This is a genomic window from Arthrobacter sp. 147(2020) (assembly GCF_013116715.1).
Lineage (GTDB): Bacteria > Actinomycetota > Actinomycetes > Actinomycetales > Micrococcaceae > Arthrobacter_D.
Genome location: NZ_JABFOM010000006.1, coordinates 24406 through 40362, shown reverse-complemented (window position 1 = coordinate 40362; position 15957 = coordinate 24406). Strand labels below are relative to the sequence as shown.

16 protein-coding genes are annotated in these 15957 nt (G+C 65.3%); all 16 read left to right on the top strand.

The genetic code is table 11. From position 1 onward, the window contains the following. Positions 1–66: 66 nt before the first annotated feature. The 16 genes from HMI58_RS06255 (at position 67) to HMI58_RS06180 (ending at position 15892) form a co-directional block, all read left to right on the top strand. The gene (locus HMI58_RS06255; RefSeq protein WP_171618536.1) at positions 67–1671 is read left to right on the top strand and encodes a carboxyl transferase domain-containing protein; all 1605 of its coding nucleotides are present in this window, start codon (positions 67–69) and stop codon (positions 1669–1671) included. 6 nt (positions 1672–1677) lie between these two features. Further along, entirely contained in the window at positions 1678–3780 is a 2103-nt protein-coding gene (locus tag HMI58_RS06250; RefSeq protein WP_171618535.1) for an acetyl-CoA carboxylase biotin carboxylase subunit, read from the top strand. 3 nt (positions 3781–3783) lie between these two features. Beyond that, positions 3784–4944 carry an acyl-CoA dehydrogenase family protein gene (locus HMI58_RS06245; RefSeq protein WP_171587391.1) on the top strand — a complete coding sequence of 387 codons (1161 nt, stop codon included), beginning with the start codon at positions 3784–3786 and terminating at the stop codon, positions 4942–4944. 34 nt (positions 4945–4978) lie between these two features. Then, positions 4979–5815, top strand: a complete 837-nt coding sequence (locus tag HMI58_RS06240; protein ID WP_171618534.1) for a CoA transferase subunit A — start codon at positions 4979–4981, stop codon at positions 5813–5815. Positions 5816–5818: 3 nt separating this feature from the next. Beyond that, a complete protein-coding gene (locus tag HMI58_RS06235) occupies positions 5819–6472 on the top strand; it encodes a CoA transferase subunit B (RefSeq protein ID WP_171618533.1) in 654 nt (217 codons plus the stop codon). Further along, positions 6465–6989 carry a MaoC family dehydratase gene (locus HMI58_RS06230; RefSeq protein ID WP_171587388.1) on the top strand — a complete coding sequence of 175 codons (525 nt, stop codon included), beginning with the start codon at positions 6465–6467 and terminating at the stop codon, positions 6987–6989. The genes HMI58_RS06235 and HMI58_RS06230 overlap by 8 nt, the downstream gene beginning before the upstream one ends. Beyond that, complete coding sequence (locus HMI58_RS06225) at positions 6986–7798, top strand: CoA ester lyase (protein ID WP_171618532.1); 813 nt, start codon at positions 6986–6988, stop codon at positions 7796–7798. Before HMI58_RS06230 ends, HMI58_RS06225 begins: the two co-directional genes overlap by 4 nt. A gap of 60 nt (positions 7799–7858) precedes the next feature. Continuing rightward, positions 7859–8530 (top strand): SDR family oxidoreductase, encoded by a 672-nt coding sequence (locus tag HMI58_RS06220; RefSeq protein ID WP_171618531.1) that lies wholly within the window; start codon positions 7859–7861, stop codon positions 8528–8530. Positions 8531–8660: 130 nt separating this feature from the next. Continuing rightward, the gene (gene dxr / locus HMI58_RS06215) at positions 8661–9878 is read left to right on the top strand and encodes a 1-deoxy-D-xylulose-5-phosphate reductoisomerase (protein WP_171618530.1); all 1218 of its coding nucleotides are present in this window, start codon (positions 8661–8663) and stop codon (positions 9876–9878) included. A 15-nt stretch (positions 9879–9893) separates the two neighbouring features. Then, entirely contained in the window at positions 9894–11249 is a 1356-nt protein-coding gene (locus tag HMI58_RS06210; RefSeq protein ID WP_171587384.1) for a site-2 protease family protein, read from the top strand. A 94-nt stretch (positions 11250–11343) separates the two neighbouring features. Continuing rightward, positions 11344–11952 (top strand): helix-turn-helix domain-containing protein, encoded by a 609-nt coding sequence (locus HMI58_RS06205; RefSeq protein WP_171618529.1) that lies wholly within the window; start codon positions 11344–11346, stop codon positions 11950–11952. A 123-nt stretch (positions 11953–12075) separates the two neighbouring features. Then, entirely contained in the window at positions 12076–12594 is a 519-nt protein-coding gene (locus HMI58_RS06200; protein ID WP_171618528.1) for a hypothetical protein, read from the top strand. A gap of 19 nt (positions 12595–12613) precedes the next feature. Further along, on the top strand, positions 12614–12904 hold the full coding sequence (locus HMI58_RS06195; protein WP_171587381.1) for a YciI family protein: 291 nt from the start codon (positions 12614–12616) through the stop codon (positions 12902–12904). 60 nt (positions 12905–12964) lie between these two features. Next, the gene (gene ispG, locus HMI58_RS06190) at positions 12965–14131 is read left to right on the top strand and encodes a flavodoxin-dependent (E)-4-hydroxy-3-methylbut-2-enyl-diphosphate synthase (RefSeq protein WP_171587380.1); all 1167 of its coding nucleotides are present in this window, start codon (positions 12965–12967) and stop codon (positions 14129–14131) included. A gap of 82 nt (positions 14132–14213) precedes the next feature. Continuing rightward, entirely contained in the window at positions 14214–15050 is an 837-nt protein-coding gene (locus HMI58_RS06185; protein WP_171587401.1) for a GNAT family N-acetyltransferase, read from the top strand. After that, on the top strand, positions 15047–15892 hold the full coding sequence (locus tag HMI58_RS06180) for a hypothetical protein (protein ID WP_171618527.1): 846 nt from the start codon (positions 15047–15049) through the stop codon (positions 15890–15892). The genes HMI58_RS06185 and HMI58_RS06180 overlap by 4 nt, the downstream gene beginning before the upstream one ends. The last annotated feature ends 65 nt before the right edge of the window (positions 15893–15957 follow it).

Genomic DNA, 15957 nt, shown 5'->3' with positions numbered 1-15957 from the left:
ACTAACTGAAAATGCTTCCGACCGACGGTCAGCTCGCCGATGAGCACCAGTCAGGGAAAGACCTCAATGCAGACGCTGACTTCCCAGGTAGATCCCACCAGCCCCGGCTTTCGCGAGAACGACAACGCGCAACGGGGCCTGGTGGCCGAACTTCGCGACCGGCTTGCCGAGGCGGCCCTCGGTGGTCCTGCCCGCTCGCGTGAACGGCATGTGGCCCGCGGCAAACTCCTGCCACGGGAGCGCGTTGACCAGTTGCTCGACGACGGCAGCCCCTTCCTCGAGATCGCGCCGCTGGCCGCCAACGGCCTGTACGACGACGAGTGCCCGGGTGCCGGTGTCATCGCCGGTGTTGGCCTGGTCCATGGCCGCCACGTCCTCGTGATCTCAAACGACGCAACCGTCAAGGGCGGCACCTACTACCCGCTCACCGTCAAGAAGCATCTGCGCGCCCAGGAAATCGCGTTGGAGAACAACCTGCCGTGCGTCTACCTGGTGGACTCCGGTGGAGCGTTCCTGCCGAAGCAGGATGAGGTATTTCCGGACCGGGAACACTTCGGGCGGATCTTCTTCAACCAGGCCACCATGTCGGCCAGGAAGATCCCACAGATCGCAGCGGTCATGGGCTCCTGCACCGCGGGTGGAGCGTACGTTCCGGCGATGAGCGACGAGACGGTGATCGTCCGCAACCAGGGAACCATCTTCCTCGGTGGGCCCCCGCTCGTGAAGGCGGCCATCGGTGAAATTGTCACCGCCGAGGAGCTGGGCGGGGGAGACGTCCATTCGAAAATCTCAGGTGTCACCGACCATTTGGCCGAGAACGATACCCATGCGCTTGAGATCGTCAGGGATATCATCTCCACCCTGCCCCGCAATACCCCAGCCTGGGAGATCACTGCGGCCACCGAACCGGCCGTCGATCCCGACGAGATCTATGGGGCCGTCCCGACCGATGTCAACGCCTCCTACGACGCCCGCGAAGTGATCGCCCGGCTCGTCGACGGCAGCGAGTTCCACGAGTTCAAGAAGGAGTACGGCGCCACCCTGGTCACCGGCTTCGCCCGGCTGCACGGCCACCAGGTCGGGATTGTCGCCAACAACGGAGTGCTGTTCAGCGAATCCGCCCTCAAGGGCGCCCACTTCATCGAACTGTGTGACCAGCGCGGCATCCCCCTGATCTTCCTGCAGAACCTCTCGGGCTTCATGGTCGGCCGCGACTACGAAGCTGGTGGCATCGCCAAGAACGGCGCCAAAATGGTGACCGCCGTCGCTACCTGCCGGGTCCCCAAACTGACCGTCGTCGTCGGCGGTTCCTTCGGCGCAGGCAACTACTCGATGTGTGGGCGCGCCTACTCACCACGCTTCCTGTGGATGTGGCCCTCCAGCCGGATCTCGGTGATGGGCGGTAACCAGGCCTCCTCCGTGCTGGCCACCGTCAAGCGTGACCAGCTGGAAGGCCGCGGCGAGGAGTGGAGCGCCGACGACGAAGAGACCTTCAAGGCCCCCATCCGCGACCAGTACGAGGAACAGGGCAGTCCCTACTACTCGACAGCCCGGCTTTGGGACGACGGCATTATTGACCCCGCGGATACCCGCACGGTGCTCGGCCTGGCGTTGGACATCTGTGCCGACGCTCCGGTCCGGGACACTTCCTTCGGCCTTTTCCGGATGTGAGCGACGATGCTACCGATTGACCCCACCACTGACAGCACCGCCCTGAAGACAGCCCTGTTTGAGACAGTGCTCGTTGCCAACCGCGGCGAGATCGCCTGCCGGGTCCTCAGGTCCCTCCGGGCGCTCGGCATCAGGTCGGTGGCGGTCTACAGCGACGCCGATGCCGATGCTCTCCATGTGAGGGAGGCCGACGTTGCCGTCAGGATCGGCCCGGCCGCCCCGGCCCAAAGCTACCTGTCCATCGACGCCATCGTCGACGCATGCCGTCGGACCGGTGCGCAGGCCGTGCATCCCGGGTATGGGTTCCTCAGCGAGAACCAGGCCTTTGCACAGACGCTCAGTGACGCCGGCATCGCCTTCATTGGCCCGTCGGTGCACGCCCTGAACGTGATGGGTGACAAGATCAGGTCCAAAAACCACGTGATGGACCACGGGGTGCCAGTAGTGCCCGGCATCGCGCAGCCGGACCTGACCGACCAGCAGCTGCTCGACGCCGCCGCAGACGTCGGGTTCCCACTGCTGATCAAACCCTCCGCGGGTGGCGGCGGCAAGGGAATGCACGTTGTCGAGCGGCACGAGGACCTTGCAGCCACCCTGCCGACAGCCCGGAGGGTCGCCGCCTCAGCGTTCGGGGATGACACCCTGTTCATGGAACGCCTGATCCTCACCCCGCGGCACATCGAGGTGCAGGTCCTCGCTGACAACCACGGGAATGTCATTCACCTGGGGGAGCGGGAGTGCTCCCTGCAGCGCCGCCACCAGAAGGTCATCGAAGAGGCCCCCTCACCCCTTTTGGACGAGGCCACCCGGATCCGCATCGGTGAGGCTGCGTGCAACGCTGCGCGCAGCGTCGACTACAGCGGAGCGGGAACCGTCGAGTTCCTGGTCTCAGCAGACGCGCCGGACGAGTTCTTCTTCATGGAAATGAATACCCGCCTCCAGGTGGAGCACCCGGTTACGGAGATGATCACCGGTATCGATCTGGTCCAGTGGCAGGTCCGGATTGCAGCCGGCGAGAAGCTCACGCTCAGCCAGGAGGACGTGGTGCTCACCGGCCACGCCGTCGAGGCCCGGGTCTACGCCGAGGACCCCGAGGCTGACTTCCTGCCCTCCACCGGCACGGTCGTCGGGCTGGCCGAGCCCCGGGGCGAGGGCATCCGCGTGGACAGTTCCCTGCTCCGCGGACTCGACGTCTCCGCCAGCTACGACCCCATGCTCTCCAAGGTCATCGCGTGGGGACGCAACCGCACCGAGGCGCTGGACCGTTTGGACCGGGCGCTCGCCGATACGGTGGTGCTCGGCGTCCACACCAACATCGAATACCTCAAGCTGCTGATCAACGACGTCGACGTCCGCGCCGGCCGCCTCGACACCACCATGATCGAACGCAAGCTGCCCGGGCTCGCCTTCCGCCGCATCAGCGATGAGGAGATCGCGATCCTGGCGGCGGTCGACGCCGGTGGAGGCGACGGCGGGGCTGACGGCTCGCGCGATGGAAGTGTTCCGTCGCCCTGGGCCCGTCGCGACGGCTGGCGGATTGGTGCACACCGGCCCCGGCGGCTGAACCTCGCTGTCTCGTCCGACGACGTCCGCGAAGTCCTCATCGAGCCGGGCCGGGGCGGGTTTGAGGTCCGGATCGGGGACGCGGCGTCCCGCCTCGTCACCCACGATCCTGAGCAGGGGACCGTGACGGTTGACGGGATCCGGCGCAGCGCGTCGATCGAACGGGGTGCGGGGAGGATCTGGTACTCGGACGCCGGCTGGTCGACGTCGGTACGCAGCCTCAGCAGGGCGGAGCGCCTCGAAGCCCAGCTGGCGCTGATCGCCCGCGCCGAGGGCACCGCAGACCCCGAGGTGCGCTCCACCATGCCGGGCACCGTCACCTCGGTGGCGGTCGCCGACGGCGACACGGTCGATAAGGGTCAGACCCTGCTCAGCGTCGAGGCCATGAAGATGGAGCACCAGCTCACCGCATCGGTTGCAGGTACCGTCTCGATCCACCTGAAGCCCGGCGACCTGGTCAAAGCCAACCAGATCGTCGCCCGAATCCACGCGACAGAAACCCTGCCCGACCCAGCGGGAATCATCTCAACGAAAGAAGAAGCGTAAGTCATGAACTTTGAACTCAGCGAGGAATACCAGGACCTGGTAGACACTGTTCGCGAATTCGCCGACGAAGTTGTCGCGCCCGTGTCAGCCAAACACGACGAAGAGCACAGCTTCCCGTACGCAGTCGTCGACCAGATGGCCGACATGGGCCTGTTCGGGCTGCCCTTCCCCGAGGAATTCGGCGGAATGGGTGGCGACTACTTCGCCCTGTGCCTCGCACTGGAGCAGCTGGCCAGGGTGGACCAGTCAGTAGCCATCACCCTTGAGGCGGGCGTTTCCCTGGGCGCGATGCCGGTCTACCGGTTCGGCACCGAGGAGCAGAAGCGCGAATGGCTGCCGCTGCTGGCCAGCGGCAAGGCGCTCGGCGGCTTCGGCCTGACCGAGTCCGAGGCTGGATCGGACGCGTCCGGCACCAAGACAACAGCGAAACTCGTGGACGGTGAATGGGTCATCAACGGCACCAAGGAATTCATCACCAACTCCGGCACCGACATCACCCGGCTGGTCACCGTCACGGCGGTCACCGACACCATCACCCGCGAGGACGGCTCGGTGAAGAAGGAAATCTCCACCATCCTTGTCCCGTCCGACACTCCCGGATTCAAGGCGGAGAAGGCCTATAACAAGGTGGGCTGGAACGCCTCCGACACCCACCCGCTGACCCTGACCGATGTGCGGGTCCCCGAGGCGAACCTGCTCGGGACGCGTGGGCGCGGCTACGCGAACTTCCTCCAGATTCTCGATGAGGGACGCATTGCCATTGCTGCGCTGGCCACCGGTGCCGCACAGGGCTGTGTCGAGGAATCGATCAAGTACGCGAAGGAACGTCAGGCGTTCGGCACCAATATCGGATCATTCCAGTCGATCCAGTTCAAGATCGCCCGGATGCAGGCCAGGGCGCACACCGCCCGCCTGGCCTACTACGACGCCGCGTCACGCATGCTCGCTGGCAAGCCGTTCAAGACGCAGGCATCCATCGCTAAGCTGGTGGCTGGTGAAGCAGCAATGGACAACGCCCGCGACGCCACCCAGATCTTCGGCGGCTACGGATTCATCAACGAGTTCACTGTGTCACGGCACTACCGCGACTCGAAGATTCTCGAAGTGGGCGAGGGGACAACCGAGGTTCAGCTGATGCTGATCGCCCGGGAACTCGGCCTCTAGCACCACGCCACACGCCAGTACCTAAGGAGTTACAGTGATCGACAAAGTTGTTGCCACGGCCGCCGAGGCGGTCGCCGACATCCCCGATGGTGCCTCACTGGCCGTCGGTGGGTTTGGCCTCTGCGGAATCCCGGTTGCCCTGATCGACGCCCTGCACCAGCAGGGAACCACCGACCTGGAAACCATCAGCAACAACTGCGGGGTGGACAACTGGGGGCTCGGCGTCCTCCTGTTCGATGGGCGGATCCGTCGCACCATCAGCTCCTACGTGGGTGAAAACAAGGAGTTCGCCCGCCAGTACCTCTCCGGCGAACTGGAGGTGGAACTGACGCCGCAGGGCACCCTTGCGGAGCGGTTGCGCGCGGGCGGCGCCGGGATCCCGGCGTTCTACACACCCGCAGGGGTCGGCACGCAGGTGAGCGAGGGTGGGTTGCCGCAGAAGTACGACGACGCCGGCAACGTCACTAAGGCTTCAGCGCCAAAGGAAGTGCGCACTTTCGGTGGGCAGGACTATGTGCTGGAGGAATCGGTCAACCCCGATTACGCGCTGGTGCATGCCTGGAAGGGTGACCGGCACGGCAATCTGGTGTTCCATGCCACCGCGATGAACTTCAACCCGCTGTGCGCCCAGGCCGGCAAGATCACCATCGCCGAGGTCGAGGAGCTGGTGGAACCGGGCGATCTCGACCCTGCCCAGGTCCACATTCCCGGGATCTTCGTCCAGCGCGTAGTGCTGGCGGCCAACCCGGAGAAGCGGATCGAGAAGCGAACCGTGTCACTCACTTCCGAAGCGGCTCCCGGCTCCAACCGGTCTGACACCAACTCTGCCGATTCCAACCCGGCCGATTCCAACGCTGCAAAGGCGGTCTGAGACATGGCACTGACCCGTAACGAACTCGCTGCCCGCGTTGCCCTCGAGCTGGAGAACGGCCAGTACGTCAACCTGGGCATCGGTATGCCCACGCTGATCCCCAACTACATCCCCGACGGCGTGGAGGTGGTGCTCCACTCGGAGAACGGGATCCTCGGCGTCGGGCCCTATCCCACCGAGGAACAGCTTGATCCGGACCTCATCAACGCCGGCAAGGAAACCGTGACCGCCAACGCGGGTGCGGCCTACTTCGATTCGGCTGCCTCGTTCGGCATGATCCGTGGCGGCCACGTTGACGTGGCGGTCCTCGGGGCGATGGAGGTCGCTGCAAACGGGGACCTCGCCAACTGGATGATTCCCGGCAAGATGGTCAAGGGGATGGGCGGCGCCATGGACCTGGTCTTCGGTGCGAAGCGCGTCATCGTGATGATGGAACACGTTGACCGCAGTGGCAGGCCGAAGATTGTCAGCAGCTGTTCGCTTCCCCTGACCGGCAAGGGCTGCGTCAACCGGATCATCACCGATCTTGCGGTGATCGACGTCGACGCCGACCGTAACGGTGGCACCCTGGTGCTGCGGGAGACAGCCCCCGGGGTGAGCGTCGAGGAGGTCCTCGCGGCTACGGGAGCACCGCTGGAGGTTGACCTGCATGGCTGAGACTGACTCGCCGGACCGTCAGGGAGCAGCGCCCGAGCGTGCGGTGGTGGAGCAGCGGGGCCTCTATTTTGAGGAACTCGACACCGAGGTGGTGTATTCGCACCGGCCCGGACGCACCCTGACGGAAACCGATAACGTCCTGTTTACAACGATGACCATGAACACCCAGGCACTCCATCTCGACGCGGCGTGGAGTTCATCGCAACCGTTTGGCCAGCGGCTGATGAACTCGATGCTGACGCTGGCGACCGTCGTCGGCCAGTCGGTTCCGCAACTGACCCAGGGGACCATCGTGGCGCAACTGGGGATGACCGATGTGAAGTTTCCGCATCCGCTGTTCCACGGGGACACCCTGTACACGGACACGGTGGTGACCGAGAAGCGGCTTTCGGCGTCGCGGCCGGGCCAGGGGATCGTCACGATGGAACACACCGGCCGCAACCAGGACGGCACCGTCGTCGCGCTGGTCACCCGGAGTGTGCTGATGTGGACCAGGGAAGGGCACCAGAGCTCATGAAGACCTTCACCATGGGGCCAGCGCTGCTGTTCTGTCCCGCCGACCGGCCGGAGCGGTTCGCGAAGGCTGCCGACCGTGCGGATGCGGTGATCCTTGACCTCGAGGACGCGGTAGCTCCGGCTGGCAAGGCAGCGGCGCGGGAAGCGGTCGCCGCGAGCACGCTCGACCCGTCGCGCACCATCGTACGGATCAACCCTGCGTCGACCGGGGACTACGCGCTCGACGTCGACATGCTCAAGCACACCCCGTATCGCACGGTGATGCTGGCCAAGGCCGAATCGGCCGCCGATCTGTGGGGATTGAGTGCGTTCTCGGTGGTTGCCCTGTGCGAGACCGCGGTAGGGGTGCTGAATGCGCAGGCGATTGCTGCCGAACCGAACGTGGTGGCATTGATGTGGGGTGCCGAGGACCTGGTGGCGTCGTTGGGAGGGTCGTCCAGCCGGACATCTGACGGCTCCTATCGGCAGGTAGCGTTGCAGGCCCGCTCCCAGGTGCTGTTGGCGGCGGCTGCTGCGGGCAAGGCGGCGATGGACTCCGTCTATATCAACATTGCCGATCTGGACGGGTTGGCCGCAGAGTCCCGGGATGCAGTGGCCTCAGGGTTTGGCTCGAAGGCGTGCATCCACCCAAGCCAGGCGCCAGTGATCCGCGAGGCGTATCGGCCGTCGGCCGAGGAAGTCGACTACGCCCGGGCAATTCTGGCCGAGGCAGCCCGGAGCGGCGGCGTCTTTCAGTTCCAGGGTCGGATGATCGACGGGCCGATTCTTCGTCACGCCGAGCAGACCCTGGCGAGGGCCGGGGAACGGTAGCTTCGGAATCTACCCGCAGCTTTCGGGAATTTGTGGTGGTCCGTAAGCCGTTACCCCCATATGAGAACAGTGATAGCAGGAGCCCACGGAAAAATTGCCCGCGAACTCACCCGCCAGCTTGTTCAACAGGGTCACGAGGTTGTCGGACTGGTCCGCAACCCGGAGCACAACACAGACATTGAGAACGACGGCGGCACCCCGGTAGTGATTGACCTCGAGTCAAGTACTCCCGAGGAGGTCGCCCAGGTGTTGACCGGAGCCGACGCCGTCGTCTTCGCCGCCGGTGCAGGTCCAGGCAGCAGTGCTGAACGTAAAGACACGGTCGACCGCGGTGCCTCAGTGCTGCTGGCAGACGCCGCAGAGATTGCCGGCGTCAAACGGTTCGTCCAGGTTTCCTCGATGGGGGCCGATTCGGTTCGGGACGGCCAGCGCCCCGACGGACTCGACGACATCTTCTACGCCTACCTCCAGGCCAAGCTCGCCGCCGAGGAAGACCTCGCGGCACGGTCGTCCTTCAGCTGGACGATTGTCCGCCCCGGTGGACTGACCGACGACCCCGCCACCGGCAGGGTGCGCCTCTCCTCCAAGACAGGGCAGGGGTCGGTACCCCGCGCGGACGTGGCGGCGGTCATCGCAGCATTGCTCGACAGCAGGCTAGGGGACAGGCAGGTCCTTGAGCTGATCTCCGGCCAGGAAACCATCGCAGACGCGCTCGCCTCCATCAGCCGCTAACCAGCGACCCGCCTTAACCAGCCACCCGCACAACAGAAACGGCCCTCGGGCTCAGGAACTGCCGCGGCAACCGGCGGATCTGAGCCAGGGGGCCGTTTTTGCATCCGGTGCTGTGCGCGATACTTGAACCATGGAATTTATCGCGCCAGCTACCGGACAACGTCGGGTGGTCATCCTTGGGTCCACCGGCTCCATCGGCACCCAGGCCATCGACGTGATCCGGCAGGCTCCCGATCGCTTCATCGTCACTGCCATTTCCGCTGGCGGGAGTAACCTGGCGCTGCTGGCAGAGCAGGCCGTGGCGGTCAACGCCCAGGCCGTCGCCTCGGCCTCCGGCACTGACGCCGAGCTCAGCGACGCCATCCGCAAGGCGGCCGACGCGGCACCGGCAGCGAAAAACTATTCCCCGGCACTGTTTACCGGACCCGACGCCTCAGCCCACCTCGCCGCCTGGCCCGACGCCGACGTCGTCCTCAATGGCATCACCGGTTCCATCGGGCTCGCGCCTACCCTCGCAGCGCTGAAGGCCGGACACCTGTTGGCCCTGGCCAACAAGGAATCCCTCATCGTGGGCGGGCAACTGGTCCACGACCTCGCCGCTGAGGGCCAGATTGTTCCCGTCGACTCGGAGCACTCGGCCCTTGCCCAGTGCCTGCGCTCCGGCAGCGCAGCAGAGGTCGACCGGTTGATCCTCACCGCATCGGGTGGACCCTTCCGGGGCAAGGCCCGGAAGGACCTGCAGAGCGTCACCCCTCAGCAGGCCCTCGCCCACCCCACCTGGGACATGGGCAAAATGGTCACCACCAACTCCGCCACCATGGTCAACAAGGCGCTCGAGGTGATTGAGGCCCACCTGCTGTTTGGCATTCCGCTGGAACGGATCGACGTCGTCGTGCATCCCCAGTCGATCATTCACTCGATGGTGCAGTTCACCGACGGCTCAACCATCGCGCAGGCCTCACCGCCTGACATGCGCCTGCCGATCGCCCTAGGCCTCGGATGGCCGCATCGCATCCCGGGCGCGGCAACCCCCTGCGACTGGACCACTGCGGCCACCTGGACCTTCGAACCCCTCGACGAGGAAGCGTTCCCCGCCGTCCGGCTGGCCAAGGCCGCTGCGGCACGCGGCGGGACGGCGATGGCCGTCTTCAACGCAGCCAACGAGGAAGCCGTTGGGGCTTTTCACAGCGGAGCCATAGGTTTCACTGACATCGTGGATACGGTGGAGGCCGTCACCGCCGAGCATGACAGCAGCGGGCCACTCACTCTCAGCAGCGTGCTCGGCGCCGAGGAACGGGCACGCACACTCGCCCGGATTCGTTGTGGTGTGCAGGATCAGTACAGCTAAGCCAAAGGAACCACGTTGTCCATTCTGCTCTTCGTTCTGGGAGTGCTTTTCGTTGCAGTAGGTATTGCGGCGTCCATTGCTCTGCACGAAGTGGGGCACCTTGTCCCCGCCAAGCTTTTCAAGGTCCGCGTCACCCAGTACATGATCGGGTTCGGACCCACCCTCTTCTCCCGCCGTCGCGGCGACACCGAATACGGGTTCAAGGCGATCCCGCTGGGCGGATACGTGTCGATGGTGGGGATGTTCCCGCCCGCCAAGAACGACGACCCCGGCTCGGGCACCGCGGTCCGCCCGTCCAGCACCGGGATGTTCCAGCAGCTCACCAATGACGCCCGGCAGGCGGCCGCCGAGCAACTCCGTCCGGGCGACGAGAACCGGGTCTTCTACAAGCTGCCCATCTGGAAGCGGATCATTATCATGCTCGGCGGACCGGTGATGAACCTGATCATCGGCGTCATCATGTTCGCCGTCCTCATCATGGGCTTCGGATCCCCCCAGGCAACCACCACTGTCTCCGAGGTGTACGAGTGCGTGGTGCCCGCCAGCCAGCAGGAATCCACCGGTCAGACTTCCTGCGCTGCTGACGATCCTGCGGCTCCCGCGTTCGAGGCGGGCCTGCAGCCGGGGGACCGCGTGGTGAGCTACGACGGCCAGGACGTCACTGACTGGACCGAGCTCTCCGCCTGGATCCGGGATACCGCCGGCGCCGAAACGGACATCTCTTACGTGCGCGACGGCGAAACCATCAACACCACCATCACGCCGCTGCTCACCGAACGGCCGGTGCCCGACATTGACGGCCGTCCCAAGCTCGACGCCGACGGCAATCCGGTGCTGGAGGCCGTCGGATTCATCGGCGTCGGTTCGCAGCAGGAATTGGTCCCCGGCCCCGCCAGCGAGGTGCTGCCGGCGGTTGGCGAGAACGTCGTCGCGGTCACCGGCGTCGTGATCAACCTCCCGCAGCGGGTCGTCGAAGTGGGTCAGGCGGCGTTCTCGGATGCACCGCGTGATCCTGAAGGTCCGATCAGTGTTGTCGGCGTTGGCCGGATCGCCGGCGAAGTCTCAGCGATGGACGAAGTCCCGATTGAATCCCGGGTGGCGACCCTGGTCGGCCTGGTGGGCGGCGTCAATATCGCCCTGTTCGTGTTTAACCTCATACCGTTGCTGCCTCTCGACGGCGGCCACATTGCCGGTGCGCTCTGGGAGGGACTCCGCCGGACCGTCGCACGGCTGTTCAGGCGCCCCGACCCCGGGCCCTTCGATATGGCGAAACTTCTCCCGCTCACCTATGTGGTGGCCGTGTTGCTGATGGGAATGGGCGCGCTGCTGATCTACGCCGACATCGTGAAGCCAGTCAATCTCTTCGGCTAGTCGGCCTTCCTCCTCCCACCCGCATAATAGGTTGTAAATCAATTTGAGCACTAAATAGGTTGTTATTTGATTTACAACCCCATAGGGTTGCTACATGTTCGTGATGACGATTGACCAGAAAGGCAGTTCGCAGTCCGAGGACGGCGTCCCCGGGCTGCTCGACCTGCTGAGGCCGGTGCCGGTGGTTGTTCCCTTCGACCGATCGGTGGGGGATGAGGCGCAGGGAGTACTCGACTCTCCCGAGGCGGTGGTCGACGCCGCCCTGCTCTGCCTGCGGGCGGGCGGCTGGTACGTGGGCATTGGGGTGGGCGACGTCGACCTGCCGCCGCCCGCCACTGCCCGGGAAGGCCGGGGCGAAGCCTTCGTTGCCGCCCGCGCCGCCGTCGAGCGCGCCAAGAAAGCGGGGGATCGGGCCGCCGTCGCCGTGGAAGGGGAGTTCGGGGTTGCCGAAGCCGAGGGTGTGTTGATGCTCATTGGGTTGCACGTCATGAAGCGAACAGCTGCTGAATGGCGGATCCTGGACCAGCTGAAACCCAACACATGGGGAAGCCAGACCGTCGCGGCCCGGCAGTTGGGGATCACCACTCAGGCCGTCAGCAAGGCAGTTGCCCGCTCAGCGTGGGTCGAGGAGTGGGCCGCCCGGCCGGCTGCCGCCGTCCTGCTGGCCCGCGCGGATGCGGGGGAGGCTGCAGCGCCACGTTAAGCGTCGTACCCGGACGGTGTCGTACCCAGCCGGTAGAGTCCCGGAGTGAAGGCAGCAGGTGGGAGGCCCGGTTACCGGATTCCAGCCAGGCTGTGATGCGTTGGCCGCGACGGAGGACTAGCTATGGAAGTGCTGTGGGTGATACTGACGCTGCTCGTGGCAGCCGGAGTGGGCTGGCCCGTGACGATCGGCGTCTTGAAGATTGCACGATCAGTCGACGAGCACGGTGACTCCACAGCCAAAAGGCGGACGATCGAGTACGGGACCCCGGGCAGAACCCTCACGATCGTGGTCCCCGACCCGCCCGCACACGAGCCCGGCACCCCGGCACCCCCGATGGACGGGTCAGCCCTCCGCGAAACCACTGACAGTGCTGAACCTCCTGAAACCCCTGCGATGCCCCGCCCGGGTGTCCTGCGGGGCGGCCTGGTAATCGGGATCCTCGAGCGGCTCGGCGTTGCCGCAGCCATCCTGGCCAACGAGCCGGTTGCCATTGCCTACGTGGTGGCGATCAAGGGTCTGGGCCGGTACGCCGAACTGAAGGAAACGCCAGCGGTCGCCGAGCGGTTCATCATCGGCACCCTCGCGTCGCTGCTGTGGGCTGCCGCCGTCGCCGTCCTCGCGGCGAGGTACCTGCTGTAATCACGTATAAGGTGGTTCCATGAGTGTTTTCGCAGTGGAATATGTGTATGGCCCTGATACCTCCGACCTACGCGACGAGCACCGTCCCGCTCACCGCGAATGGCTGACCGATCTGGTAGGGGAAGGGCGTGTCCTCGCATCCGGGGCGTTTACCGACGGAGCCGGCGCCCTCCTGATCTTCACCGCTGACAGCGAGCAGTCGCTCAACGACCTGCTGAGCCAGGATCCGTTCGCACTGGTGGGCGCCATCGCCGCAGTCAAGGCCACCGAGTGGAAGCCCGGTATCGGCCTCCTGTCGCAGTACGCCTGATCCCCGGTCTCACAGCCGACAAATATTTGATGTACCGATGAACTACACATGGAGGATCCTTTGACCTCGGTCAGTTTAGGAATGCCAGCCGCCCCGCCACCCGTCCTTGCCCCGCGCCGTAAAACCCGGCAGATCAAGGTCGGCTCCGTGGGCGTTGGATCGGATTCGCCGATCAGCATCCAGTCCATGACCACCACCCCCACCACCGACATCAATGCGACGCTGCAACAGATCGCTGAACTGACCGCCACCGGGTGTGACATTGTCCGGGTTGCGTGCCCATCGGCAGACGATGCCGCAGCGCTGCCGATCATCGCCAGGAAGTCCCAGATCCCCGTCATCGCCGATATCCACTTCCAGCCGAAGTATGTGTTCGCGGCGATCGATGCCGGCTGTGCAGCGGTCCGCGTCAACCCCGGCAACATCAGGAAGTTCGACGACCAGATCAAGGAAATCGCAGCAGCAGCCAAGGCGGCGGGAACCTCGATCCGAATCGGCGTCAACGCCGGCTCGCTCGACCCACGTCTGATGGAAAAGTACGGGAAAGCCACACCCGAAGCGCTCGTCGAATCGGCGGTCTGGGAAGCCTCACTGTTCGAGGAGCACGATTTCCACGACTTCAAGATTTCGGTCAAGCACAACGACCCGGTGATCATGGTGCGTGCCTACGAACTCCTGGCTGAACGCGGCGACTGGCCCCTTCACCTTGGCGTCACCGAGGCCGGACCGGCCTTCCAAGGCACCATCAAGTCGGCCACTGCCTTCGGAGCCCTGCTGGCCAAGGGCATCGGCGACACCATCCGGGTCTCCCTGTCGGCGCCGCCCGTCGAGGAAATCAAGGTGGGCAACCAGATCCTGCAGTCGCTGAACCTGCGCCCGCGCAAACTGGAGATCGTGTCCTGCCCTTCCTGTGGCAGGGCCCAGGTGGACGTCTACACCCTCGCCGAGCAGGTCACTGCTGGCCTGGAAGGGATGGAAATTCCCCTGCGCGTTGCGGTGATGGGGTGCGTCGTCAACGGCCCCGGCGAAGCACGTGAAGCCGACCTCGGTGTGGCGTCCGGAAACGGAAAAGGCCAGATCTTTGTCAAGGGACAGGTCATCAAGACTGTTCCCGAGGACCAGATTGTTGAGACACTCATTGAAGAGGCCATGAGAATTGCTGAGGAGATGGGGGAAGCCGATGGCGAGACTGCTGGCCAGGGTGGCCCCATGGTTACCGTCAGTTAGGTCGCACGCAGAGCAAGTCGACGGGACCGGTACTGCCGCGGCCGGACCGGACGCTTCCAGTACTACAGCTGCGGGCGCCGCAGTGGTTGACGGCTTCGTGACGCTCGACAAGGAGCACAACGAGGCACTCGGTCGCCTGGTGGATCTGGACCCGACGTCGAATGTCTTCATCGCGTCCCATCTGGAAGCCTCACGCGGGCTGTCCCCGTCCTATGCGGGCGGCGAAGTGATAGGGATTTTCCGGGCCGGAGAGCTGGTTTCGGCCTGCTGGGCCGGCGTCAATCTGGTGCCGATCGGGGTGTCCCCGGATGACGGTGCCGCGCTGGGCACCTACCTGGGAACATCGGGCCGGAAATTTTCCTCCATCTTCGGACCCGCCGACGCGGTGCTGGCCATCTGGTCGACCCTACGGCTGCACAGCCCGGAACCGTTCGATGTGCGGCCCCAGCAGCCACTGCTGGCCATCACCGGGACGCCGAAAGTCGACCCCGCACCAGGGCTCCGGTTCACCCGCGAGGATGAGCTGGATGTGATAGTTCCCGCCTGCGCCGCCATGTTCGAGGAGGAAGTCGGGTACTCACCCTTCACCGGTGGCGGCGAGCACTACCGTCGCCGCGTCGCCTCCCTGGTCCGGCGTCAGGCGTCCCTCGCCGATTTCGACGAGGACGGGCAGGTCATCTTCAAAGCCGAGCTCGGCACCGTCTCCAGCACCACCGTCCAGATCCAGGGGGTCTGGATGAACCCGGCCTACCGTGGACAGGGACTCAGCGCCCGCTACCTCGCCGCCGTCGTCCTCGCTGCGCAACAGCGCGCGCCAGTGGTGAGCCTGTACGTCAACTCATTCAACACCCGTGCCCTCTCCGCCTACCGCACTGTGGGCTTCGAAGAAGTGGGCACCTTCGCCACGGTGCTGTTGTGACCCACGGTGCTGGTGTAAAAGCCCGGGGGCGACGCCGGCTCGCGGTGCTCTCGTGCGCCGCGCTTCTCGCCGTCGGCGGCTGCAGCGTGGGCCCGGACATTGATGACCTCCCCGCTCCCGCCACGCTGTCAGCCGAACCCACCGACGGCGCCCAACCCACCGGCGGCGCTGAACCGACCGGCGGCGCCGAACCAACCGGCACGGACCCGGCCGGGACCGATCCCACGGCGGCTCCCCGGCCAGACACCGAGTACAACCCCGAGGAACTGGTCGCGGCGCTGACCGCGGTGAATGAGGACGAGTCACTCGCTGGCGTGATCCTCGACGACGCAGAAATCCGTGATCTGGTGGACCAGGCCGGCACCGAGGCCCCCAGCGACCTGACAGTTTCCCCCGAGGAATGCAACGTCTTCGCTGACACCGACGTTGTCGGGGATGCCCTCAGCGCGACCCTTGCCGTCATGACCTTCGCGGGAGCATCCTCCCTCCAGCCTGATTCACTCAGCCTCACCAGCCACGGGTCCGACGACGTCATCCAGGACCAGCTCGAAGCCAACCGCACCCAACTCGCTGATTGTTCCGAGTTCGAGATGGACATCGGCGGTGAAGTGGTCACGGCAGCTGTCACCGAGCAACAGGCGACCACCAACGCCGACAAGACCTTCGCCGTCCGGACCGTGGTCCGGGTGCCCGGGACCATTCAGGAGACCGTCTCCCTGACCGCGCTGATCGGCACCACCACGATCAACGTCACGGTCGGCAGCTCGGGCGACAATGCGGACGATCTGACCCGGGGCGAGGAGCTCGTCGACGCGACGGTCGCCGCGCTGCGGAGCCTCTAGGACTGCATCACCTGGCGCCCGTGTCATCAGGTGCCGCCTGAAACGGTTAGATTGGTATCTGATTC

Bases quoted from the DNA above. Each gene is read 5' to 3' on its own strand.
- HMI58_RS06255 (WP_171618536.1), top strand. From the start codon at position 67: ATGCAGACGCTGACTTCCCAGGTAGATCCCACCAGCCCCGGCTTTCGC.
- HMI58_RS06250 (WP_171618535.1), top strand. From the start codon at position 1,678: ATGCTACCGATTGACCCCACCACTGACAGCACCGCCCTGAAGACAGCC.
- HMI58_RS06245 (WP_171587391.1), top strand. From the start codon at position 3,784: ATGAACTTTGAACTCAGCGAGGAATACCAGGACCTGGTAGACACTGTT.
- HMI58_RS06235 (WP_171618533.1), top strand. From the start codon at position 5,819: ATGGCACTGACCCGTAACGAACTCGCTGCCCGCGTTGCCCTCGAGCTG.
- HMI58_RS06230 (WP_171587388.1), top strand. From the start codon at position 6,465: ATGGCTGAGACTGACTCGCCGGACCGTCAGGGAGCAGCGCCCGAGCGT.
- HMI58_RS06225 (WP_171618532.1), top strand. From the start codon at position 6,986: ATGAAGACCTTCACCATGGGGCCAGCGCTGCTGTTCTGTCCCGCCGAC.
- HMI58_RS06220 (WP_171618531.1), top strand. From the start codon at position 7,859: ATGAGAACAGTGATAGCAGGAGCCCACGGAAAAATTGCCCGCGAACTC.
- dxr (WP_171618530.1), top strand. From the start codon at position 8,661: ATGGAATTTATCGCGCCAGCTACCGGACAACGTCGGGTGGTCATCCTT.
- HMI58_RS06205 (WP_171618529.1), top strand. From the start codon at position 11,344: ATGTTCGTGATGACGATTGACCAGAAAGGCAGTTCGCAGTCCGAGGAC.
- HMI58_RS06200 (WP_171618528.1), top strand. From the start codon at position 12,076: ATGGAAGTGCTGTGGGTGATACTGACGCTGCTCGTGGCAGCCGGAGTG.
- HMI58_RS06195 (WP_171587381.1), top strand. From the start codon at position 12,614: ATGAGTGTTTTCGCAGTGGAATATGTGTATGGCCCTGATACCTCCGAC.